Source organism: Streptomyces sp. NRRL S-244, from assembly GCF_000717915.1.
Classification (GTDB): domain Bacteria; phylum Actinomycetota; class Actinomycetes; order Streptomycetales; family Streptomycetaceae; genus Streptomyces.
In genome coordinates this window covers 63,534-84,924 of record NZ_JOCX01000022.1, presented here as the reverse complement: position 1 = coordinate 84,924, position 21,391 = coordinate 63,534, and the positions used below count along the sequence as shown (strand labels likewise).

The window sequence follows — 21,391 nt, the reverse complement described above, 5'->3', positions numbered from 1 at the left end:
GGCGCTCAGGGGGACGGTTGGGGATTGTTCGAGGTAAGTCAGGACTTTCGCCCCTGGCGTGACGCTCGCCACATCACCACCCATTCGACCCGGGTTGTGGTGTTGAGTGGCCCCACGCTCGCCCATGTCCCCCCGTATCCCCCGGAGGACCGCGTGTTCCCCTCCATCTCCCTCGCCCAGGAAATCGGCCTGGCCGTCCTGCTCGTGGCCGCCCTCGTGTGGGTGCTCGGCTTCGGGCACATGCTGCGGGACGCCCGCTTCCACCACCCGGAGCCAGGCGCGTACGAGGGCCACGAGGGCATCGCGGCGGTCCCGGCCATCCCGGCCCAGCGCAGCGCCGCCACGCACCCGATGGAGTCGGTCGAGCTGACCGAGGCGGAGGAAGAGGCCTTCGCCGGCCTGATCCGCGGCATCGCCCTCCGCTGAACCCCACGTCCTCCCGCGCTCGGGGCGGGAGGATGTTCCGGCCGTCGGCCAGGTCCGGAACGCGCACGACGCCCTCACCGCCCCGTGCCGGGGTGATGAGGGCGTCGTGGCCGTTCCGGGGCCGCCGGGGGCCCGGGGGCGTCAGTTGTGGGAGTGGAGGACCTCGTTCAGGCCGCCCCAGACCGCGTTGTTCGGGCGGGCCTCGACCGTGCCCGTGACCGAGTTGCGGCGGAAGAGGATGTTGCTGGCGCCCGAGAGCTCCAGGGCCTTGACGATCTGGCCGTCCGGGAGGGTGACGCGGGTGCCCGCGGTCACGTACAGGCCGGCCTCGACGATGCACTCGTCGCCCAGCGCGATGCCCACGCCCGCCTCGGCGCCGATCAGGCAGCGCTCGCCGATCGAGATGATCTGCTTGCCGCCGCCCGAGAGGGTGCCCATCGTGGAGGCGCCGCCACCGATGTCGGAGCCGTCGCCGACCACGACGCCCGCCGAGATGCGGCCCTCGATCATGGAGGTGCCGAGGGTGCCGGCGTTGAAGTTGACGAAGCCCTCGTGCATGACGGTGGTGCCCTCGGCGAGGTGCGCGCCCAGGCGGACCCGGTCCGCGTCGGCGATGCGCACGCCCTTGGGGGCGACGTAGTCCGTCATCCGCGGGAACTTGTCGATCGAGGTGACCTGGAGGTACAGGCCCTCGGCGCGCGCGTTCAGCCGTACGGCCTCCACCTGCTCCACGGCGACCGGGCCCAGCGAGGTCCAGGCGACGTTGGCCAGCAGCCCGAAGACGCCGTCCAGGCTCTGGCCGTGCGGCTTGACCAGGCGGTGGCTGAGCAGGTGCAGGCGCAGGTACGCGTCGTGCGCGTCCAGCGGCTTGTCCTCCAGGGAGGAGATCACGGTACGGACGGCTACGACCTCGACGTCGCGGACGGCGTCCAGGCGGATCGCCTTGGCCGCGGCGGCCCCCAGGAGCTGCACGGCCTGGTCGGCGGTGAGGCGCTCGGTGCCGGCCGGGCCGGGCTCGGCGACCAGCTCGGGGGCGGGGAACCAGGTGTCGAGGACGGTGCCGTCGGAGGCGATGGTGGCAAGTCCGGCGGCGACGGCGCCGGTGGTACGCGTAGCAGTCATGTCCGAAACCTAACCGGCGACGGCCCGAGGTTGCGAACCGGTCTCATGTGCCGGTCGCGCCGCGTGTTGCGCCCCGACCGGCTCGGCGCGCCGCGCCTCGCGCCGTGACACGTACAGCACCGCCCCGCCCGCGCCCGCCGCCAGCGCCGCGCACAGCGGCCACAGCAGCCCGGGGGCGGCCGCGTACAGGGCTCCGCCCAGCGGTGGCCCGAGGACGACGCCGCTGACCGAGACCCCCGCGTACAGGCTCTGGAACCGCCCGATGGCGTGCTCGGGCGCCTGGTCGGCGACGTACGCGGTCGCGGTGGTCTTGTACAGGATCTCGCCGAGGCTGAGCAGCACCATCATCACCACGGCGCCGGCGACCCCCGCCCCGGCCAGCAGCGCCGCGTACCCGGCCCCGACGAGCACGATCCCGGTGCCGATGACGGGCAGCGGCGGCCGGGCGCGCAGCGCGACGGCGGCCGGGAGCTCCAGCAGCAGGATGACGCCCCCGTTGAGGGCGATGACCAGGCCGAAGGCGCGGATGTCGAGGCCGTGGTCGGCGAGGTAGACGGGGAAGGCCGAGTACTGCTGGCGGTAGACGAGGTCGGTCACCAGGATCGCGCCGAGCAGGACGAGTACGGCGGGCCGGGCCCGCAGCTCCTCCCACACGCCGCGGCCCAGACCCCCGTCCGGGGCCGCGGCGGCAGGACGGGAGGCGCTGCGGGAGGCCCCGCGGGCCGGGACGACCCGCGCGGTCCAGAGGGCGAAGAAGAGGGTCCCGAGGCCGTCGGCGACGAAGAGCCAGTCGTACGAGAGCCCGGTCGCGAGCAGGGCTCCGAGGGGCGGGCCGAGGGTGAAGCCGCCGTTGGAGACGCAGCGGACGACGGCGAAGGCCTGCCGGCGGGCCCCCTCGGGGACGGTGACGGCGACCAGCGCGGAGTTGGCGGCCCGGACCACGCCGGAGGCGTACTGGGCCAGCGGCAGGGCCGCGTAGAGCCCGGCGGTGGACAGCAGCGGGAAGGACATCAGGGCGAGGCCGCCGGCGGTGGAGGCGGCGAGCAGCACGCGGCGGTGGCCGAAGCGGTCCCCGTACCAGCCGCCGGTGAAGTTCCCGGCGACGAGGCCGATGCCGCCGATGCCGGTGACCAGGCCCGCCTGGGCGGCGCCGAGGCCGCGCGGGCCGGTCAGGTACAGGAAGACGAAGACGAAGGTGAAGCTGACGACGGCGTTGACGAACACCCCGGCCGCCAGCAGCCACACCACTCTGGGCACGTCCTTGAAGCCCTGCGCCATTCCCATGTCCGCCCCCGGATCGCAGTGAGTTCCCTTTGGGAACGGACTATGTCAGCATGACAGCCTTGGGTCAACGGACAAAGGAGTGCCCATGGCCCAGCGCACGCACCTCGACGACGCGGACTGCGCCATCGCCCAGGCCCTCGACGTGGTGGGCGACTGGTGGACGCTGCTGATCGTGCGCGACGCCGCGCGCGGCGTGCACCGCTTCGACGCGTTCCAGCGCGAGCTGGGAGTGTCCCGGAAGGTACTGACCGAGCGGCTGAAACTGCTGGTCGAAGCCGGGGTGCTGACGCGCGAGCCGTACCAGGAACGCCCGGTGCGGCACGAATACCGGCTGACCCCGCGCGGGCGGGGGCTGCTGCCGGTCCTGGTGGCCCTCCAGGACTGGGGAGACACCTGGGTCCTGGGGGAAGGCGAAATGACGGCGACGACGCAGGAGTCCTCGCGGGAGGCGGAACGGGTGCACGCGCTGCGCGGCACGCGGCTGCCGGAGCTGGTGCTGCCGGACCGGTTCGGGGAGCTCCGGGATCCGGTGGCGGACACGCCGTTCACGGTCCTGTACTGCTTCCCCGGCGCGTACGCCCGGGCCGAGTCCTACCCGCCGGGATGGGCGGGGATCCCGGGGGCCAGGGGCTGCACGTTCGAGTCGTGCACGTACCGGGACCAGCTGGCGGAGTTCACGGCGGCCGGGGCGACGGTGCACGGGGTGTCGACCCAGCGGCCGGACGAGCAGCGGGAGTTCGCGGAGGCGGAGGGGCTGCGGTTCCCGCTGCTCTCGGACGCGGAGCTGTCACTGACGGCGGCGCTGCGGCTGCCGACGTTCCGGGCCGCGGGGGTGAGCCGGCTGAAGCGGTTGACGCTGGTGGTGGACCGGGGGCGCGTGGTGCGCGAGGTGTTCTACCCGATCCAGGACATCGAGGCCGGCGTCGCGGCGGCGCTGACCGCCGTCCGCGACGCCGGCACCGGCGCCGGCACGGGCACCGGCGCCGGCACGGGCACCGGCGCCGGCACGGGCTCGGGGGTCAGTTCAGCGTGAACCAGGCCGCGCGGGACTTCTTCCATTCCGCGTGCGTCAGGTCCTTGGCCTCGGTGCCGTCCCCGTACAGGTCGGCCGAGCCGCTGTCCGTGATCAGCTGGACCCGCGCACCCGGCACCGACAGGTCCGGTACGTCCACGATGGCCTCCCAGCCGCCCGGGTCCGTCGTCGGCAGGTCGGCCCGCTTGACCGGGGCGTGGCCGGCGACGCCGTCCCACTGGTAGAGCGCGTACGGGTCCGAGTTGTCGTCCGCGGCCCAGGAGCCGGCCAGGATCAGGTACTGGTTCGCCGCGTTCTTGCGGATGTCGCGGACGGCGAGGCCGCCGAGGTCGAGCTCGATGCCCGCCCCGAAGGTGGCCTTGGAGCCGCTGGAGAGCACCTTGTCGAAGTTGGTCACCGGCACGATCAGCGCCTTGCCGCCCGCCACCGCCGGGGCCAGCGGGGCCCGGAAGCCCAGGTAGGCGGTGGTGGCCGAGCCCGGCGCGAACTCCAGCCCCTCCACGTTGAAGCCGTCGATCTGCTTGGGCGCCTCGCCGTCGGCCGTGCCGGCCGCGAAACCGTAGCGGTTCCCGTTCGCCGTGTCCCAGGCCACCAGGTCGTCGCGGAGCTTCTTGTACGAGCGCCCGTACGCGAGCTGCGTACCCGGTCCGGAGCCGCTGACGGTGGTGGTGAACACCGTGTTCCGGGGCGCCTTGTACTCGCCGTCCTTGTTGTTGCCGAGCGAGCCCGTCCAGTAGATCGTGTTCCCGATCAGGGTCGCCCCCTCGATGTCCACCTCCTTGGTGACGCCGAGCTGCGAGCTGAAGTCCCAGGTCCGGACCGGGGCCGCCGAGCGGGAACGGTCGTACAGGCGCAGTACGTTGCTCTCGTCGTCGGCGACGACGGTGTAGCCGCCGCCGACGTCCACGGCGGCCGAGGAGTCGGAGGCGCCGGTGAAGTAGCGGGCGTCGGCCGGGTTCTGCACGGCGGAGGAGGCGGCGTACGACAGGGTCTTGGTGGCGCTCTTGCCGCCCAGCCCCGTCACCTTGACGGTGAGGTTCGTGTAGCCGCGGCCGCGCGCGGCGACGGCCAGCCGGCGCACCGCCCCGGTCCCGGTGACGGTCACGTCGCCGGTCCCGGCGACCGAGGCCTTGCTCGACGCGGACGCGCTGACCGTCAGCGCGGACACGTCGGCGCCGCTCTGCCCCACGGTCACGTCGACCACCGGGTCCCCGACCGCGCCGACGGCGCCGGACAGGTACGCCGCGGACAGGCTGATGGTCGGCGTCCCGTACGTCACCGCCTGGGCCGGCGCCACCGTGACCGTCCCGGCGACGACCAGCGCCGCGATCCCTGCGATACCAAGCTGCTTCTTCATCGGTGTCCCGTCCCCATGGGTCGAGCCGGGCGCGAACCGCGTCACGCCGTGACGGCCGTCGAGCAGGTTCGGCCACCGCGGCCAACTCCCGGTGCACGTCAATCGTCCGCCGGACGAACACGGAGCGCCTCCCGGAAGCGGCCCGAGGGACCCCGGCCCGGCCCCGGCGCCCAGCGCCCGGAGCACGCGAAGGGCCCCCGGCGCGGTGCCGGGGGCCCTTCGTGGAACGGGTGGCTCAGACGTTGAAGCCGAGCGCGCGCAGCTGCTCGCGGCCGTCGTCCGTGATCTTGTCCGGGCCCCACGGCGGCATCCAGACCCAGTTGATCCGGAGCTCGCTCACGATGCCGTCCGTCGCCGACTTCGCCTGGTCCTCGATGACGTCCGTCAGCGGGCAGGCCGCCGAGGTCAGCGTCATGTCGAGGGTGGCGATGTTCGCGTCGTCGATGTGGATGCCGTAGATCAGGCCCAGGTTGACGACGTCGATGCCCAGCTCGGGGTCGACGACGTCGTAGAGGGCCTCGCGGACCTCTTCCTCGGTGGCGGGCTTGATCGACGCCTCGGCGGGCGTCGCGTTCTCGGTCATGCCGTCTTCCTCTCCGCGGCGTCGCCCAGTGCCTGGGCGGTCGCGTCCTTCCAGGCCATCCAGCTCAGCAGAGCACACTTCACGCGAGCCGGGTACTTGGAGACGCCGACGAACGCGACCGCGTCCTCCAGCACCTCCTCCATGGCCTCGTCGGGCTCGATCTTGCCCTTCGACTGCATCATCTCCAGGAACACGCCCTGGATCTTCTGCGCCTCGGCCAGCTCCTTGCCGACGAGCAGCTCGTTCAGCACGGACGCGCTGGCCTGGCTGATGGAGCAGCCCTGGCCCTCGTACGAGACGTCGGTGAGCGTCTCGCCGTCGTACTTCACGCGCAGCGTGATCTCGTCGCCGCACGTCGGGTTGACGTGGTGCACCTCGGCGTCGCCGTCGCGCAGGCCACGCCCGTGCGGGTGCTTGTAGTGGTCCAGGATCAGTTCCTGGTACATCGAATCCAGCTTCACTGCGTCGTCCTCGTCGCCCTCGTCAGCCGAAGAAGTTCCGTACGTGCTCCAGCCCGTCGATCAGCGCGTCGACATCGGCCGGAGAGGAGTACAGGTAGAAAGACGCTCGCGTGGTCGCGGGAATTCCGTAGCGCAGGCAGACCGGGCGCGCGCAGTGGTGTCCCACGCGGACCGCGATGCCCTGCTCGTCCAGGACCTGGCCCACGTCGTGGGGGTGGATGTCACCGAGCGTGAAGGAGATCGCGGCGCCGCGGTCCTCGGCCGTGGTGGGGCCGATGATCCGCAGGTCGGGGACCTCCAGGAGGCGCTTCACCGCGTACTCGGTGATCGCGTGCTCGTGCGCGGCGATCTTGTCCATGCCGATCGCGGTGAGGTAGTCCACGGCCGCGCCGAGGCCCACGGCCTGGGCGATCGGGGGCGTACCCGCCTCGAACTTGTGGGGCGCCGGGGCGTACGTCGAGGCGTGCATCGACACGGTCTCGATCATCTCGCCGCCGCCGAGGAACGGGGGCAGGTCCTCCAGGAGCTCCTGGCGGCCCCAGAGCACGCCGATGCCGGTCGGGCCGCACATCTTGTGGCCGGTGAAGGCCACGAAGTCGGCGCCGAGCGCCTGGACGTCCAGCGGCATGTGCGGAGCGGCCTGCGAGGCGTCGATCAGCACCAGCGCGCCGACCTCCTGCGCGCGCCGGACGATCGCCTCGACCGGGTTGATCGTGCCCATGATGTTGGAGACCAGCGTGAAGGAGACGATCTTCGTCTTCTCCGTGATGACCTCTTCGATGTCGGACAGGTCGAGCCGGCCGTCGTCGGTGAGACCGAACCACTTCAGCTTCGCGCCGGTGCGCTGCGAGAGCAGCTGCCACGGGACGATGTTGGAGTGGTGCTCCATCTCCGTGATGGCGATCTCGGTCTCGCGGTCGACCCGGTAGGGCTCGTCCGCCCAGCCGAGCATGTTCGCGACCAGGTTGAGCGACTCCGAGGCGTTCTTGGTGAAGATCACCTCATCGCGGCTCGGCGCGTTGATGAAGGCGGCGACCTTGTCGCGGGCGCCCTCGTACAGCGCCGTGGCCTCCTCGGCGAGCACGTGCACGCCGCGGTGGACGTTGGCGTTGTGCTGCTCGTAGTACTCGTTCAGCGCGTCGAGCACCTGGCGCGGCTTCTGCGAAGTCGCCGCGTTGTCCAGGTAAACGATCTTCTTCCCGTCGTGGACCACACGATCCAGAAGGGGGAAGTCCTTGCGGATCGCCTCGATGTCGAGGAGGCCAGGCAGCTGTGTCACGCGGTCGCGCCACCCTTCACGTACTTGTCGTAGCCCTCGGCCTCCAGCTGGTCCGCCAGCTCGGCGCCACCGGACTCGGCGATGCGGCCGTTCGCGAACACGTGCACGAAGTCGGGCTTGATGTAGCGCAGGATGCGCGTGTAGTGGGTGATCAGCAGGGTGCCGACCTCACCGGTCTCGCGGACGCGGTTGACGCCCTCGGAGACGATGCGCAGGGCGTCGACGTCGAGGCCGGAGTCGGTCTCGTCGAGGATCGCGATCTTCGGCTTGAGGAGCTCCAGCTGGAGGATCTCGTGGCGCTTCTTCTCACCGCCGGAGAAGCCCTCGTTGACGTTGCGCTCGGCGAAGGCCGGGTCCATCTGGAGCTGCTCCATCGCGGACTTGACCTCCTTCACCCAGGTGCGCAGCTTCGGGGCCTCGCCGCGGATGGCGGTGGCCGACGTACGCAGGAAGTTGGAGACCGAGACGCCGGGGACCTCGACCGGGTACTGCATGGCGAGGAAGACGCCGGCGCGGGCGCGCTCGTCGACGGACATCTCCAGGACGTCTTCGCCGTCGAGGGTCACGGTGCCACTGGTGATGGTGTACTTCGGGTGACCGGCGAGGGAGTACGCCAGCGTGGACTTGCCGGAGCCGTTCGGACCCATGATGGCGTGCGTCTCGCCGGCCTTGACGGTGAGGTCGACACCCTTGAGGATCTCGCGGGCGCCACTCGCCGAGTCACCGGTCTCGACGGAGACGTGCAGGTCGTGGATTTCAAGCGTTGCCATGGATACCTCAGGACTCCTGGGTGAGGGAGACGAGCACGTCGCCCCCGTCGATCTTTACGGGGTATACGGGAACCGGGCGGGTCGCGGGCAGACCGGACGGCTTGCCGGTGCGCAGGTCGAACGAGGACCCGTGCAGCCAGCACTCGATCATGCAGTCCTCGACCTCGCCCTCCGAGAGCGAGACGTTCGCGTGCGAGCAGATGTCGTTGATCGCGAACACCTCCCCCTCGGTGGAGACGATGGACACCGGCGTGCCGTCGAGTTCCACCCGCTTCGGGGTGTTCTCCTCCAGCTCGCTCAGCGCACAGGCCTTGACGTAGGTCATCAGACGGACGCCTCGAGCTCGGTCTCGATCTTGGCGAGCAGGCGCTCCTCGATGTCCGGGACACCGATCTGCTGGACGAGCTCGGCGAAGAAGCCGCGCACGACCAGGCGCCGGGCCTCGTCGGCCGGGATGCCGCGGGCCTGGAGGTAGAAGAGCTGCTCGTCGTCGAAGCGGCCGGTCGCGGAGGCGTGGCCGGCGCCGACGATCTCGCCGGTCTCGATCTCCAGGTTCGGCACCGAGTCGACCCGCGCGCCGTCCGTCAGGACGAGGTTGCGGTTCATCTCGTAGGTGTCGGTGCCCTCGGCGCTCTTCTCGATGAGGACGTCGCCGATCCAGACGGCGTGGGCGCCCTCGCCCTGCAGCGCGCCCTTGTAGACCACGTGCGACTTGCAGTGCGGGGCGTCGTGCGTGACCAGGAGGCGGTGCTCCTGGTGCTGGTCGGCGTCCGTGAAGTACAGGCCGAGGAGCTCGGCCTCGCCGCCGGGGCCCGCGTAGCTGATCCGCGGGTGCAGGCGTACGACGTCGCCGCCGAAGGTGACCACGATCGACTTGAAGGTCGCGTCGCGGCCGATCAGCGTGTTGTGCTGGGAGCAGTGGACGGCGGTGTCGTCCCAGTCCTGCACGGAGACGACGGTGAGCTTGGCGCCGTCGCCGACGAGGAAGTCGACGTTGGCGGCGCGCACGCCGTCACCGGTGTGGTCGATGACGATGACGGCCTCGGCGAAGGCCTGGACGTCGAACACGGTGTGCCCGAAGGTCGTGCCGCCCTCGCCGTGCAGCGAGACGCGCACCGGCTCGGTCAGGACGGCCTCCTTGGGCACGGTGACGACCGTGGCCTTGGCGAAGGACGTGAACGCCTGGGCGGCGATCCGGTCCACCGGGGTGCCGGCCTTGCCGATGCGCGCGTCGTCGCGCTCCACCGACTCGACGGTGACGCCTTCGGGCGCGTCGATCTGGGCCTTCATGGTGCCGTTGGCGACCGCGGTGCCGTCGTGCAGACCACGCAGGCGCGCCAGCGGGGTGAACCGCCACTCCTCCTCGCGGCCGTGGGGGACCGGGAAGTCCGCCACGTCGAAGGACGGGGGTGCGCTCATCCGGGTGGCGACGGTGGACTCGGCGGCCACCGCGATCGCGCCGGCGGTGGTCGAACCCGCCGGAATGTTCTGAGCCTCAGCCATGGCTGTCGTCTTGCTCTCTTCCTACGTCGTTACGATCCTCGGCCCGCCGGGGGCGCGGACCGTGGAGCTGGTGGTGGGCGGGTCGGGGATTAACCGACCGAGCCCTCCATCTGCAGCTCGATCAGCCGGTTGAGCTCCAGCGCGTACTCCATGGGCAGCTCGCGCGCGATGGGCTCGACGAAGCCGCGCACGATCATGGCCATGGCCTCGAACTCCGTCAGACCGCGGCTCATCAGGTAGAAGAGCTGGTCCTCGGAGACCTTGGAGACGGTGGCCTCGTGGCCCATGGAGACGTCGTCCTCGCGGACGTCCACGTACGGGTACGTGTCCGAGCGGGAGATCGTGTCGACCAGGAGCGCGTCGCAGAGCACGTTCGACTTGGAGCCGTGGGCGCCCTCGCCGATCTCGACCAGGCCGCGGTACGAGGTGCGGCCGCCGCCTCGGGCCACCGACTTGGAGACGATGTTCGAGGAGGTGTTCGGCGCCATGTGGACCATCTTGGAGCCGGCGTCCTGGTGCTGGCCCTCGCCCGCGAAGGCGATCGACAGGGTCTCGCCCTTGGCGTGCTCGCCCATCAGGTAGACGGCCGGGTACTTCATGGTGACCTTGGAACCGATGTTGCCGTCGATCCACTCCATGGTCGCGCCCTCGTACGCCACGGCGCGCTTGGTGACCAGGTTGTAGACGTTGTTCGACCAGTTCTGGATCGTCGTGTAGCGGCAGCGGCCGCCCTTCTTCACGATGATCTCGACCACGGCGCTGTGCAGCGAGTCCGAGGAGTAGATCGGGGCGGTGCAGCCCTCGACGTAGTGGACGTACGCGTCCTCGTCGACGATGATCAGCGTCCGCTCGAACTGGCCCATGTTCTCCGTGTTGATGCGGAAGTAGGCCTGGAGCGGGATGTCGACCTTGACGCCCTTGGGCACGTAGATGAACGAGCCGCCCGACCACACGGCGGTGTTCAGCGACGCGAACTTGTTGTCGCCGACCGGGATGACCGTGCCGAAGTACTCCTGGAAGAGCTCCGGGTGCTCCTTGAGCGCGGTGTCCGTGTCGAGGAAGATGACGCCCTGCTCCTCCAGGTCCTCGCGGATCTGGTGGTAGACGACCTCGGACTCGTACTGGGCCGCGACACCGGCGACGAGGCGCTGCTTCTCCGCCTCCGGGATGCCGAGCTTGTCGTACGTGTTCTTGATGTCCTCGGGCAGGTCCTCCCACGAAGCGGCCTGCTTCTCGGTGGAGCGCACGAAGTACTTGATGTTGTCGAAGTCGATGCCGGAGAGGTCGGAGCCCCAGGTCGGCATGGGCTTCTTGTCGAAGAGCTTCAGGCCCTTGAGGCGGAGCTTCAGCATCCACTCGGGCTCGTTCTTCTTCGACGAGATGTCGCGGACGACGTCCTCCGACAGGCCTCGCTTGGCAGCCGAGCCGGCCGCGTCGGAGTCGGCCCAGCCGTACTCGTAGTTGCCCAGACCCTCAAGCTCAGGGTGAGCAGTCTCCGTGGTCATGCGGGGTTCCTCCCGGCCGTGCTGGCAGATGCTGATGTGTCGTTCTGTGTGGTGCCCGCGCCTCGCGGGATGAAGGTGGTGCACACCCCGTCGCCGTGGGCGATCGTGGCGAGGCGCTGCACATGCGTCCCGAGCAGGCGGGAGAAGACCTCGGTCTCCGCCTCGCAGAGCTGCGGGAACTGCTCGGCGACGTGGGCGACCGGGCAGTGGTGCTGGCAGAGCTGTTCACCGCTGTGCGGACCGGGAGCGCTCTTGGCCGTAGCAGCGTACCCGTCCGCGGTCAACGCCTTGGCAAGGGCCTCGGTGCGTTCCGCGGGGGCGGCGGCGTCCAGGCTTTCCCGGTAGGTCTCGGCCTGTGCGTCCATGCGCGCCCTGGCGAAGGCGGCGACGGCCGCCTCTCCCTGCTCGCCCCCGCCGGCGGCCTGCGCGATCCAGCGCAGTGCGTCCGCGGCGAGCGAGTCGTAGGACTGGTCGAACGCGTCGCGGCCGCAGTCGGTCAGCGCGAAGACCTTGGCGGGCCGGCCCCGGGTGCGTGCACCGTAGACGCGCTGCTCACGGGGCTCGACCACGTCGTCGGCGACGAGCGTGTCGAGGTGGCGGCGGACGGCGGCCTGGGTGAGGCCGAGACGCGCTGCGAGGTCGGCGACGGTCGAGGGACCGTGGTCCAGGATGGAGCGCGCGACCCGGTTGCGGGTTGACCGCTCCCCGGTAGCGAGTTCCCCCTGGGGGGTCTCGATCATCCGTTCGCCGTATTTCACAACGCCATTGTTGCGTAATTAGTCGAGCCCCGACAAGCCGTGACCGGGGCCACTCCTGGTGGCCTCTATCACTAAGGGTTACCTAATTTGTCTACGCAGAGTTAAACGGAAGGGAATGATCCGCGATCCCGCTGAGCCCCTCCGGTACACCGGTACACGGCTCCCACCAGCAATCCCCCGCAGACGGCGGTTCCGGAAACGGTGGACATCACGTTGGCGAAAAAGTCACTGAAACCGGCTGACCCGTACAGGACCGCACGACTGAAAAAGTCACGAATGCGGAGCCCGACAACGCTTCACCCCGGGGCCGAGGACCCCCTTCCCGGCTCCGTAGACTCACCCGCATGAGCAATGACCCCGCCGTGGAGATCCGCGGACTGGTGAAGCGGTACGGGCCCAAAACAGCGGTGGACGGTCTCGACCTCACCGTCCGCAAGGCCTCGGTCACCGCAGTCCTCGGCCCCAACGGCGCGGGCAAGACCACCACCGTGGAGACCTGCGAGGGCTACCGCCGCCCCGACGCCGGCAGCGTCCGCGTCCTCGGCCTCGACCCGGTCGCCCAGGCCGGCGCCCTGCGCCCGCGGATCGGCGTGATGCTCCAGTCCGGCGGGGTCTACTCCGGCGCCCGCGCCGTCGAGATGCTGCGCCACATGGCCAAGCTGTACGCCCGCCCGCTCGACGTGGACGTCCTGGTCGAGCGGCTCGGGCTGGGCGGCTGCGGCCGCACCGCCTACCGCCGCCTCTCCGGCGGCCAGCAGCAGCGTCTGGCCCTGGCCATGGCCGTGGTCGGCCGCCCCGAGCTGGTCTTCCTGGACGAGCCGACCGCGGGGCTCGACCCGCAGGCCCGCCGGGCGACCTGGGACCTCGTACGGGAACTGCGCGCCGACGGGGTCTGCGTCGTCCTGACCACCCACCACATGGACGAGGCCGAGCAGCTCGCGGACGAGGTCGCCATCGTCGACGCCGGCCGGGTCATCGCTCACGGCAGCCCCGAGCAGCTGTGCCGCGGCGGCGCCGAGAACACCCTGCGCTTCACCGGCCGGCCCGCCCTCGACCTCGGCTCGCTGCTCAAGGCGCTGCCCGACGGCACCGAGGCCGCCGAGCTCACCGCGGGCGTCTACCGGGTCACCGGAGCCGTGGACCCGCAGCTGCTGGCCACCGTCGCCTCCTGGTGCGCCCAGCACGGGGTGATGCCGAGCAGCCTCTCGGTGGAGCGGCACAGCCTCGAGGACGTCTTTCTGGAGCTGACCGGTAAGGAGCTGCGCGCATGAGCGCCGGTACGTTCACCCCCGCCCCGGGGGCCGCGCCCGTGTCCCGCATGATCCTGGCGCAGACGGCGCTGGAGACCCGGATGCTGCTGCGCAACGGGGAGCAGCTGCTGCTGACCGTGATCATCCCGGCGCTGCTGCTGGTGCTGTTCTCCGCCGTCGACATCGTCGACACGGGTGCGGGCAAGTCCGTGGACTTCCTCGCGCCCGGCATCCTGGCACTGGCCGTGATGTCCACCGCCTTCACCGGGCAGGCCATCGCCACCGGCTTCGACCGCCGCTACGGCGTGCTCAAGCGGCTCGGCGCCTCGCCGCTGCCGCGCTGGGCGCTGATGGCCGCCAAGACGCTGTCCGTGCTGGTCACCGAGGTGCTCCAGATCGCGCTGCTGACGGCGATCGCCTTCGCGCTGGGCTGGTCCCCGCACGGCAACCCGCTCGCGGTCGCCGCGCTCGTCCTGCTGGGCACCGCCGCCTTCTCCGGGCTCGGGCTGCTGATGGCGGGCACCCTCAAGGCCGAGGCCACGCTGGCCGCCGCCAATCTGGTGTTCCTGCTGCTGCTGGTCGGCGGCGGGGTGATCGTGCCGATGGAGAAGTTCCCCGGAGCCGTGCAGTCCGTACTGGGACTGCTGCCGATCTCGGCGCTGTCCGACGGGCTGCGCGAGGTGCTCCGGAACGGCGCCGGGCTGCCGTGGGGGGACGTGGCCGTGCTCGGCGTCTGGGCCGTTCTCGGACTCGGCGCCGCCGCGAAGCTGTTCCGCTGGGAGTGAATCCGTTCCCCCGGACGTTGGCCTGGCAGGAGGATGGGCGCCGCCCCGCGGGGGCGGTGCACACCAGGACGCCGGGGGGCGGACATGGCGCAGCGGGAAGACGTTCTACGGCTGGACGCGCAATGGGCGCAGATCCGGTCGGGGGCCGCACGGGCGGCGCCGGCCGAGGCCGAGGCACTGCTGACGGAGCTGATCGGCGCGCTGCGCGAACCGGCGCGGACCGATCCGCAGTGCGCGGCGCGGCTCGGTCTGCGCCTGGGCGACCTGGCGGCCCGCCGGTTCGCCGGCGGTGACCGGGCCGGGGCCCTCTCCGCCGTGGAGGAGGGGCTGCGCCATGCGCAGCAGGCGGCCGGGCACGCCCCGGAGTACGCCCGCTGGTACGCCCGGGGCCTGATCAACCAGGGGGTCTGGCTGTCCTGGCCGCTGAGCGACGAGGCACGGCTGCCCCGCCATCCGCTGGGCCCCGAGGCCGATTCCGGCCCGAGCGCGATGGAGCGGGCGGCGGGCGAGCGCGCCCTCGACCTGACCCGGGCCGCGGTCGAGGTGTGGGCGGGCCTGGACCAACAGGATCCGGTCAACCGGCGCGGTCTCGCGCAGGCCAAGGTGTTCCTCGGGGACCGTCTCGCGGAGCTGGGCTCCGCCGAGGAGGCGGTGGCCTGGGCGGTGGACGCGGAGGGCGGTTTCCGCCAACTGCTGCTCGCGGCCCCCGGTGCGGAGGAGGCCCAGGAGGCCGAGGAGGCCCTCGACCACATCGGCCGCCAGCTCGAACTGCGGCTGCGCTTCCTGTCCTTCGACTCCCTGGTGCGTCTGCGCGCGCAGGGCCTGCTGCCCGAACCCCTGCTGCCCCAGGCCGTGGTGGCGGCCCGGATCCAGGGCGTGGCCGAGCCCGAGATCGCCGCCCGGCTGCACCTCGGCGCCGAACAGGTACGCACGATGCTGGAGGTCACGCCCTGGCTCGCGGTGTGGCGCTTCGAGGTGCGCGGTCCTGACGGACTGTGGAACGTACAGGAACATCCGTGGCACAGCGGAACAGAAGTAAGAAACAGGACAGCAGAGGACATAGGCTCCGAATTGATACGCGGGTTCGCGGCGTCCCCCGACTACCCCGGCGACGGCGTCCCTTGGCGCGTCCGCGTCTGGTGGCACGAGGAAGGCGACCCCGCGGGAGCCCGGTTCCGCAGGGCCGTCGGGCCGGACCCGACGCCGGGCGGACCTGCGGGCACCCCCTCGTGAAAGTTTGCACAAGGCTCCGCGTACGATAAGGGCCGTGTTGACCCCTCTCGCTTACATCGCCAACCGCTGGACCCCGGCACCCCGGATCGTCCGGCAGGCCGCGCTCGCCGCGCTCGTCATGAGCGTGCTCATCGTCGTCACCGGCGGCGCGGTACGGCTGACCGGATCCGGCCTCGGCTGTGACACCTGGCCCAAGTGCACGGACGACAGCCTGATCGTGACCCAGGCGCAGGGTTTCCACGGGGCCATCGAGTTCGGCAACCGCATGCTGACGTACGTGCTCTGCGCGGCCGTTGGCTGGTGCATCGTTGCGGCCCGCGCGGCCAAGCCGTGGCGCCGTTCGCTGACGAAGCTCGGCTGGCTCCAGTTCTTCATCGTGATGGGCAACGCGGTCCTCGGCGGCATCACCGTCCTGACGGGGCTCAACCCGTACAGCGTGGCCGGGCACTTCCTGCTCGCCACCTCGCTGATCACGGTCACCACGGTCACCTGGCAGCGCACCCGCGAGGGCGACAGCGCTCCCCGGCCGCGCGTCCCCGGTCCGGTGCGCAAGCTCTCCTGGGCCCTGATCGCGACCACCCTGGTGCTGATCGCGGCGGGCACCGTGGTCACCGGTTCCGGTCCGCACGCGGGCGACCGCAGCGAGATCAAGCGGATGCCGTTCGACTGGGCGGCCACCGCCCACGTCCACGCGGTCTCCGCCTGGGTGGTGTGCGCGCTCGCCGTGGCCATGTGGCTGGTGCTGCGCGTGGTCGACGCGCCGGACGACACCCGGGCCCGCGCCCGCGACCTGCTGATCGTGCTGATCGCGCAGGGCGGCATCGGCTACGTCCAGTACTTCACCCACGTGCCCGAGGCCCTGGTCGCCGCCCACATGCTCGGCTCCTGCCTGGTGTGGATCGCCGTGCTCCGCGTGGCGCTCAGCCTGCGGGAGCGGCCCGCGGCGCAGGCGGAGATCCCGGCGCAGGCCGACCCGCAGCTCTCCGCCGTCTGAGCCGCCGGGGCCGGGCGCCGCTCGGCCCCGGCCCCGCGAGGCTCGGCCCCGCCCCCGCGCCGCTCGGCACCGCCCCGGGCCGCTCGGCCCCCGCCGCCGCGCCGCTCACCCGCGCTCGTCCAGCCGGTAGACGCGGCGGGCATTGCCCGCCGCGACCATGGCCGCCACCCGTTCCGCGTCCCGCCAGGACCAGGCGCCCTCGCCGACCCAGCCGCCCAGCACCCGGCCCAGCGCCTCCCGGAACACCAGGGCGCCCACCGCGTGCAGCTCGGGCAGCCGGCGCCCGCCGCTGGAGAACAGCAGCTTCCCGAAGGGGGCCAGCTCCAGCACCTCGGCGAGCACCCCCGCCGCCCGCGCCCCGCTCTGCCCGAGCGCCGCGCCCAGATCGGCATGGACGTGCGGGAAGGCCGCCGCCAGCTGGGCGGCGTGCCGGTGGTACGGGTATCCGCCGAGCAGCACCAGCCGGGTCCCGAGCCCCGCCGTGGCCCGTACGAACTCCGTCAGCAGCGCCGGATCGGCCTGCTCCGGCCGCTGCCCCGGCTCCCCCGCGCCCGCCCCGGTGTGCAGCTGGAGCGGCAGCCCCGTCGCCACCGCGCTCCACAGCAGGTGGCGCAGGAGTACGGGATCCCGTACGGCCCCGCCCCTGGGGCGCCGGGCCAGCCACCGGCCGGCCGCCCCGCGCACCTCCCCCGGACCGGGCGGCTCGGGGTCCCGCCCGAGCACGGCGGGGTACCCCGCGTCCGCACCGCAGGTGAAGGCCACCGCCGCCGCGGCGGCGTGGTGGACGGCGCCGGCGAGGTTGGCGAGGAAGGCCGCGACCGTGCCGGAGGTGTCGGCGGCCTGTTCGGCCAGCAGCTCCAGCCGTACGACCTCGAAGGCGTCGGCGTCCCCCGCGAGCGCCAGCTCCTTGGGGACGGTGAGGTCGCCGGGCACTCCCGTGTCGACCAGATAGGCGGCGACGCCCGAGCCACGCAGCAGCCTGCGTCCGGACTCGACCACACCGAGCTCGCGCCGCCGGGCCAGGTACCGGGCGGGGGCGCAGTGCGGCTCCAGCCCGAGCAGCGGCGGGCACCAGCGGCGCACCGCGAAACCGGTCTGGGTGTCGAAGAAGGTGGTCCCGGCGGCGGGCGGGCCGGCCGAGCGGATCAGCTGGGCCTCGAAGGTGCCGAGGCCCAGCTCCGTGCGGAGCACTCCGTGGCAGTACTGGTCCACCAGGGGCGGCGTTTCGATCATCCGGGCATCCCGTTGCGGACGTGAGGAAGGGGCTTCCACACGTCCTAACGGGTGAGCGGGGTGTGAGGTGTTGCTCGCGCTGTTGACCGAGCGGCCACCTCTGGGATCAGCCGCCGCGATCAGGCCGCCGGGTTCGCCGCCCCGCCGAGCTGGATGCCGGCCATCCGCGACCACTCGTACGGACCGGTCTTGACACGCGCGGCGAACTCGCCGTCGAACTCCTCGTGGAGGGTCAGGCCGGCCTTCTCGGTGGCCAGCCGGGCCACCTCGTAGGTCGGGGCCACCAGGTCGCCCCAGCCGCCGTCCGTGCCGACGAGGACGATCCGGGTGCCGGCCTGGCCGATGTGCGCGAGATGGCCCTCGGCGCCGCCGTGGTGCCGGGCGAACGCGCCGATCTGCCGGGCCAGCTTCGCGGCCTTCCGGTCCTGCTTCTTGTCTGCGGTGTCCGCCGTGGTGTCTGCCATGGACAGCATGCTACCGGCGGGTAATGAACGGAGGAAGCGTCAGCGGAGGAAGGGATCCACGGCCACCGCCACGAACAGCAGCGACACGTACGTGATCGACCAGTGGAACAGGCGCATCTCCTTGAGCTTCGCGCCCGTCACGCCCGACTTGGCCCGCGCGTGCAGCGCGTGCGCCTCCCACAGCCACCAGCCGCCGGCCGCCAGCGCGACCGCGGTGTAGAACCAGCCGGTGTACCCCAGCGGGGTCAGCAGCAGCGAGACCGCCACCATCACCCAGCTGTAGATGACGATCTGGCGCGCCACGGCCCTGTTGCCCGCCACGACCGGCAGCATCGGCACGCCGACGCGCGCGTAGTCCTCCTTCACCTTCATGGACAGCGGCCAGTAGTGCGGCGGCGTCCAGAAGAAGATGACGAGGAAGAGGATGACGGCGGCCCAGGAGACCTCGTTCTTGACGGCGGACCAGCCGATGAGCACCGGCATGCAGCCCGCGATGCCGCCCCAGACGATGTTCTGCGCGGTGCGCCGCTTCAGCAGCATCGTGTAGACGACGACGTAGAAGAGGAGCGCCCCGAGGGCGAGCGCCGCCGACAGCCAGTTGACGAGCAGCCCGAAGAACAGGGTGGAGACCACCGCGAGCGTGATGCCGAAGGCCAGGCACTCGCGCGGGCTCACCATGCCGGTGACCAGCGGCCGCTGCGCGGTGCGGTCCATCAGCGCGTCGATGTCGCGGTCGATGTACATGTTCAGCGCGTTGGCGCCGCCCGCGGACAAGTACCCGCCGAAGCAGGTGGCGAGGACCAGCCACAGTGACGGCACGCCCTGTTCGGCGAGGAACATCACCGGCACTGTGGTGATCAGCAGAAGTTCGATGATCCGCGGCTTGGTCAAAGCCACGAAAGCCATGACCCGGGCCCCGAACGGCCGGTGACCGGGGCTCGTCCCGAGCACCCCCGCTGGACGGGATTCGACGGCCGTCACGCACACCCCTGACAGAGAAACCAGCAAGCTCCGGACATAAAGGTCCGCTGAAGGCTCGCACGTACCACGCCACTCTAGACGTTGCACTTACGTCGCCCCGCGCGGGGGTCGCCTCGTGTTGGTCCGATCGGAGCCGCCGACGTCATGACGGACTGCGGGCACTCGAATAGCTGCACGCCGTCACGGGGGTAGGCTCGGAATCGCGCCGGTGCACCGTTCGTCACCGGGTAACAGACATGTGGAGAGGAGCCCTGACCCACGGTGAGCACCAAGCCGACGACCACAGAGCTCGACTGGACCGATCTCGACCAGCGGGCCGTCGACACCGCCCGCATCCTGGCCGCCGACGCCGTCCAGAAGGTGGGTAACGGCCACCCCGGTACGGCGATGAGCCTGGCCCCCGCCGCGTACACCCTCTTCCAGAAGGTGATGCGGCACGACCCGGCGGACCCCGAGTGGGTGGGCCGCGACCGTTTCGTGCTTTCCGCGGGGCACTCGTCCCTCACTCTTTACACCCAGCTCTACCTCGGCGGCTTCGGCCTGGAGCTCGCCGACCTCGAGGCCTTCCGCACCTGGGGCTCCAAGACCCCCGGCCACCCGGAGTACGGCCACACGGCCGGCGTCGAGACCACCACCGGCCCGCTGGGCCAGGGCATCGCCAACGCGGTGGGCATGGCCATGGCCGCCCGCTACGAGCGCGGCCTGTTCGACCCGGAGGCCGCCCAGGGCGGCTCCCCGTTCGACCACATGGTCTACGCGATCGCGGGCGACGGCTGCCTCCAGGAGGGCATCTCCCACGAGGCGTCCGCCCTGGCCGGCCACCAGAAGCTCGGCAACCTGGTGCTGCTGTGGGACGACAACCACATCTCCATCGAGGGCGACACGGAGACGGCCGTCTCCGAGGACACCCTCAAGCGCTACGAGGCGTACGGCTGGCACGTCCAGCGCGTCGCCCAGCAGCCGAACGGCGACCTCGACCCGAAGGCGCTGTTCGAGGCCCTGGCCGCGGCCAAGGCCGAGACCGGACGCCCGTCCTTCATCGCGATGCGCTCGATCATCGCCTGGCCGGCCCCGCACGCCCAGGGCACCGAGGCCTCGCACGGCTCGGCCCTCGGTGACGACGAGGTCGCCGCCACCAAGCGCGTCCTCGGCTTCGACCCGGAGAAGAGCTTCGACGTCTCCGCCGAGGTCCTCGCGCACACCCGCAAGGCGCTGGACCGCGGCCGCGAGGCCAAGGCCGCCTGGGAGAAGGACTTCTCCGCCTGGCGCACCGCGAACCCGCAGCGCGCCGCCGAGTTCGACCGCATCAACGCCAACGAGCTGCCCGCCGGCTGGGAGGACGAGCTCCCCGCCTTCGAGGCCGGCAAGGGCGTCGCCACCCGCGCGGCCTCCGGCAAGGTCCTCGAGGCGCTCGGTTCGGTCATCCCGGAGCTGTGGGGCGGTTCGGCCGACCTGGCCGGCTCCAACAACACCACGATCGACAAGCACTCGTCCTTCCTCCCGAAGGGCAACCCGCTGCCGGAGGCCGACCCGTACGGCCGCACCGTCCACTTCGGCATCCGCGAGCACGCCATGGCCGCGACCATGAACGGCATCGCGCTGCACGGCCACACCCGCATCTACGGCGGCACCTTCCTGGTGTTCTCCGACTACATGCGCAACGCCGTCCGCCTGTCCGCGCTGATGCACGTGCCGGTGACGTACGTGTGGACGCACGACTCCATCGGTCTCGGCGAGGACGGCCCGACGCACCAGCCGATCGAGCACCTCGCCTCGCTGCGCGCCATCCCGGGCCTGAACGTGGTCCGCCCGGCCGACGCGAACGAGACCGTCATCGCCTGGCGCGAGATCCTGCGCCGCCACACCAAGGTGTTCGGCAAGGGCGCCCCGCACGGTCTGGCGCTGACCCGCCAGGGCGTGCCGACGTACGAGCGCAACGAGGACGCCGCCAAGGGCGGGTACGTGCTCTTCGAGGCGACGGGCCCCGAGGGGCAGAGCGCAGCGGCGCAGGTCGTCCTCATCGGCACCGGCTCCGAGGTCCAGCTCGCCGTCGCCGCGCGCGAGGCGCTGCAGGCCGAGGGCATCCCGGCCCGCGTCGTCTCGATGCCGTCCGTCGAGTGGTTCGAGGAGCAGGACCAGGCGTACAAGGACAGCGTCCTGCCGCCGTCCGTCAAGGCGCGCGTCGCGGTCGAGGCCGGGGTCGGCCTGACCTGGCACCGCTACGTCGGCGACGCCGGGCAGATCGTCTCGCTGGAGCACTTCGGCGCCTCCGCCGACGCCAAGGTGCTCTTCCGCGAGTTCGGCTTCACCCCCGAGGCCGTGACCGCCGCCGCCAAGGCCTCCATCGCCGCCGCCGCGCGCTGACGCCCG

At 71.5% G+C, this 21,391-nt stretch carries 21 protein-coding genes; 7 read left to right on the top strand and 14 right to left on the bottom strand.

What is annotated here, in order from left to right:
• Window positions 1–153: 153 nt before the first annotated feature.
• Window positions 154–426, top strand: a complete 273-nt coding sequence (locus tag IF02_RS0124545) for a hypothetical protein (RefSeq protein WP_030160403.1) — start codon at window positions 154–156, stop codon at window positions 424–426.
• 141 nt (window positions 427–567) lie between these two features.
• Here IF02_RS0124545 and dapD read toward each other — a convergent pair whose 3' ends face one another.
• Both dapD and IF02_RS0124535 read right to left on the bottom strand, forming a co-directional pair.
• The gene (dapD, locus tag IF02_RS0124540; RefSeq protein WP_030160401.1) at window positions 568–1,548 is read right to left on the bottom strand and encodes a 2,3,4,5-tetrahydropyridine-2,6-dicarboxylate N-succinyltransferase; all 981 of its coding nucleotides are present in this window, start codon (window positions 1,546–1,548) and stop codon (window positions 568–570) included.
• A gap of 9 nt (window positions 1,549–1,557) precedes the next feature.
• Entirely contained in the window at window positions 1,558–2,832 is a 1,275-nt protein-coding gene (locus IF02_RS0124535; protein ID WP_030160399.1) for an MFS transporter, read from the bottom strand.
• A gap of 85 nt (window positions 2,833–2,917) precedes the next feature.
• Here IF02_RS0124535 and IF02_RS0124530 point away from each other — a divergent pair, with 85 nt between their 5' ends.
• The gene (locus IF02_RS0124530; RefSeq protein WP_078622296.1) at window positions 2,918–3,865 is read left to right on the top strand and encodes a winged helix-turn-helix transcriptional regulator; all 948 of its coding nucleotides are present in this window, start codon (window positions 2,918–2,920) and stop codon (window positions 3,863–3,865) included.
• On the opposite strand, the gene IF02_RS0124525 is transcribed toward IF02_RS0124530, so the two are convergent.
• The 9 genes from IF02_RS0124525 to IF02_RS0124485 all read right to left on the bottom strand — a co-directional run bounded on the left by IF02_RS0124525 (window position 3,852) and on the right by IF02_RS0124485 (window position 12,063).
• A complete protein-coding gene (locus IF02_RS0124525; RefSeq protein ID WP_030160395.1) occupies window positions 3,852–5,222 on the bottom strand; it encodes a DUF3616 domain-containing protein in 1,371 nt (456 codons plus the stop codon). The two genes, IF02_RS0124530 and IF02_RS0124525, sit on opposite strands and share 14 nt — an antisense overlap.
• A gap of 235 nt (window positions 5,223–5,457) precedes the next feature.
• On the bottom strand, window positions 5,458–5,805 hold the full coding sequence (locus IF02_RS0124520) for a metal-sulfur cluster assembly factor (RefSeq protein WP_030160393.1): 348 nt from the start codon (window positions 5,803–5,805) through the stop codon (window positions 5,458–5,460).
• On the bottom strand, window positions 5,802–6,266 hold the full coding sequence (sufU, locus tag IF02_RS0124515) for a Fe-S cluster assembly sulfur transfer protein SufU (RefSeq protein WP_030160391.1): 465 nt from the start codon (window positions 6,264–6,266) through the stop codon (window positions 5,802–5,804). Before sufU ends, IF02_RS0124520 begins: the two co-directional genes overlap by 4 nt.
• Before the next feature lie 22 nt (window positions 6,267–6,288).
• Entirely contained in the window at window positions 6,289–7,545 is a 1,257-nt protein-coding gene (locus IF02_RS0124510; RefSeq protein WP_030160389.1) for a cysteine desulfurase, read from the bottom strand.
• Window positions 7,542–8,315: a Fe-S cluster assembly ATPase SufC gene (sufC, locus tag IF02_RS0124505; RefSeq protein ID WP_030160387.1), complete on the bottom strand. Its 774-nt coding sequence runs from the start codon at window positions 8,313–8,315 to the stop codon at window positions 7,542–7,544. Before sufC ends, IF02_RS0124510 begins: the two co-directional genes overlap by 4 nt.
• Window positions 8,316–8,322: 7 nt before the next feature.
• Window positions 8,323–8,640 carry a bifunctional 3-phenylpropionate/cinnamic acid dioxygenase ferredoxin subunit gene (locus IF02_RS0124500; protein ID WP_030160384.1) on the bottom strand — a complete coding sequence of 106 codons (318 nt, stop codon included), beginning with the start codon at window positions 8,638–8,640 and terminating at the stop codon, window positions 8,323–8,325.
• Complete coding sequence (gene sufD / locus IF02_RS0124495) at window positions 8,640–9,818, bottom strand: Fe-S cluster assembly protein SufD (RefSeq protein ID WP_030160382.1); 1,179 nt, start codon at window positions 9,816–9,818, stop codon at window positions 8,640–8,642. Before sufD ends, IF02_RS0124500 begins: the two co-directional genes overlap by 1 nt.
• Before the next feature lie 89 nt (window positions 9,819–9,907).
• Window positions 9,908–11,323, bottom strand: coding sequence for a Fe-S cluster assembly protein SufB (sufB, locus tag IF02_RS0124490; protein ID WP_030160381.1), 1,416 nt, complete (start codon window positions 11,321–11,323; stop codon window positions 9,908–9,910).
• Window positions 11,320–12,063: a helix-turn-helix transcriptional regulator gene (locus tag IF02_RS0124485; protein WP_030160379.1), complete on the bottom strand. Its 744-nt coding sequence runs from the start codon at window positions 12,061–12,063 to the stop codon at window positions 11,320–11,322. The genes sufB and IF02_RS0124485 overlap by 4 nt, the downstream gene beginning before the upstream one ends.
• Window positions 12,064–12,425: 362 nt before the next feature.
• Between IF02_RS0124485 and IF02_RS0124480 the strand changes: the two genes are divergently transcribed.
• The 4 genes from IF02_RS0124480 to IF02_RS0124465 all read left to right on the top strand — a co-directional run bounded on the left by IF02_RS0124480 (window position 12,426) and on the right by IF02_RS0124465 (window position 16,343).
• The gene (locus tag IF02_RS0124480; protein WP_030160377.1) at window positions 12,426–13,352 is read left to right on the top strand and encodes an ABC transporter ATP-binding protein; all 927 of its coding nucleotides are present in this window, start codon (window positions 12,426–12,428) and stop codon (window positions 13,350–13,352) included.
• A complete protein-coding gene (locus IF02_RS0124475; protein ID WP_030160375.1) occupies window positions 13,349–14,116 on the top strand; it encodes an ABC transporter permease in 768 nt (255 codons plus the stop codon). Before IF02_RS0124480 ends, IF02_RS0124475 begins: the two co-directional genes overlap by 4 nt.
• An 84-nt stretch (window positions 14,117–14,200) precedes the next feature.
• A complete protein-coding gene (locus IF02_RS0124470) occupies window positions 14,201–15,349 on the top strand; it encodes a hypothetical protein (protein ID WP_051696504.1) in 1,149 nt (382 codons plus the stop codon).
• A gap of 4 nt (window positions 15,350–15,353) precedes the next feature.
• Window positions 15,354–16,343 carry a COX15/CtaA family protein gene (locus IF02_RS0124465; RefSeq protein ID WP_030160371.1) on the top strand — a complete coding sequence of 330 codons (990 nt, stop codon included), beginning with the start codon at window positions 15,354–15,356 and terminating at the stop codon, window positions 16,341–16,343.
• Between the two features lie 105 nt (window positions 16,344–16,448).
• Here the strand turns inward: IF02_RS0124465 and IF02_RS0124460 are convergent, their stop codons facing one another.
• The 3 genes from IF02_RS0124460 to IF02_RS0124450 form a co-directional block, all read right to left on the bottom strand.
• Window positions 16,449–17,576 carry an amidohydrolase family protein gene (locus IF02_RS0124460; protein WP_030160369.1) on the bottom strand — a complete coding sequence of 376 codons (1,128 nt, stop codon included), beginning with the start codon at window positions 17,574–17,576 and terminating at the stop codon, window positions 16,449–16,451.
• Between the two features lie 119 nt (window positions 17,577–17,695).
• Window positions 17,696–18,040, bottom strand: a complete 345-nt coding sequence (locus IF02_RS0124455) for a hypothetical protein (RefSeq protein ID WP_030160367.1) — start codon at window positions 18,038–18,040, stop codon at window positions 17,696–17,698.
• A 39-nt stretch (window positions 18,041–18,079) separates the two neighbouring features.
• The gene (locus IF02_RS0124450) at window positions 18,080–19,027 is read right to left on the bottom strand and encodes a heme o synthase (protein WP_078622295.1); all 948 of its coding nucleotides are present in this window, start codon (window positions 19,025–19,027) and stop codon (window positions 18,080–18,082) included.
• 255 nt (window positions 19,028–19,282) lie between these two features.
• On the opposite strand from IF02_RS0124450, the gene tkt reads away from it, so the two are divergent.
• Window positions 19,283–21,385, top strand: coding sequence for a transketolase (tkt, locus tag IF02_RS0124445; protein WP_030160363.1), 2,103 nt, complete (start codon window positions 19,283–19,285; stop codon window positions 21,383–21,385).
• Window positions 21,386–21,391 lie beyond the last annotated feature (6 nt).

Excerpts from the sequence above, each read along its gene's own strand:
- dapD (WP_030160401.1), bottom strand. The coding sequence starts at position 1,548 with ATGACTGCTACGCGTACCACCGGCGCCGTCGCCGCCGGACTTGCCACC.
- IF02_RS0124535 (WP_030160399.1), bottom strand. The coding sequence starts at position 2,832 with ATGGGAATGGCGCAGGGCTTCAAGGACGTGCCCAGAGTGGTGTGGCTG.
- IF02_RS0124530 (WP_078622296.1), top strand. The coding sequence starts at position 2,918 with ATGGCCCAGCGCACGCACCTCGACGACGCGGACTGCGCCATCGCCCAG.
- IF02_RS0124525 (WP_030160395.1), bottom strand. The coding sequence starts at position 5,222 with ATGAAGAAGCAGCTTGGTATCGCAGGGATCGCGGCGCTGGTCGTCGCC.
- IF02_RS0124520 (WP_030160393.1), bottom strand. The coding sequence starts at position 5,805 with ATGACCGAGAACGCGACGCCCGCCGAGGCGTCGATCAAGCCCGCCACC.
- sufC (WP_030160387.1), bottom strand. The coding sequence starts at position 8,315 with ATGGCAACGCTTGAAATCCACGACCTGCACGTCTCCGTCGAGACCGGT.
- IF02_RS0124500 (WP_030160384.1), bottom strand. The coding sequence starts at position 8,640 with ATGACCTACGTCAAGGCCTGTGCGCTGAGCGAGCTGGAGGAGAACACC.
- sufD (WP_030160382.1), bottom strand. The coding sequence starts at position 9,818 with ATGGCTGAGGCTCAGAACATTCCGGCGGGTTCGACCACCGCCGGCGCG.
- sufB (WP_030160381.1), bottom strand. The coding sequence starts at position 11,323 with ATGACCACGGAGACTGCTCACCCTGAGCTTGAGGGTCTGGGCAACTAC.
- IF02_RS0124485 (WP_030160379.1), bottom strand. The coding sequence starts at position 12,063 with ATGATCGAGACCCCCCAGGGGGAACTCGCTACCGGGGAGCGGTCAACC.
- IF02_RS0124480 (WP_030160377.1), top strand. The coding sequence starts at position 12,426 with ATGAGCAATGACCCCGCCGTGGAGATCCGCGGACTGGTGAAGCGGTAC.
- IF02_RS0124475 (WP_030160375.1), top strand. The coding sequence starts at position 13,349 with ATGAGCGCCGGTACGTTCACCCCCGCCCCGGGGGCCGCGCCCGTGTCC.
- IF02_RS0124470 (WP_051696504.1), top strand. The coding sequence starts at position 14,201 with ATGGCGCAGCGGGAAGACGTTCTACGGCTGGACGCGCAATGGGCGCAG.
- IF02_RS0124460 (WP_030160369.1), bottom strand. The coding sequence starts at position 17,576 with ATGATCGAAACGCCGCCCCTGGTGGACCAGTACTGCCACGGAGTGCTC.
- IF02_RS0124455 (WP_030160367.1), bottom strand. The coding sequence starts at position 18,040 with ATGGCAGACACCACGGCGGACACCGCAGACAAGAAGCAGGACCGGAAG.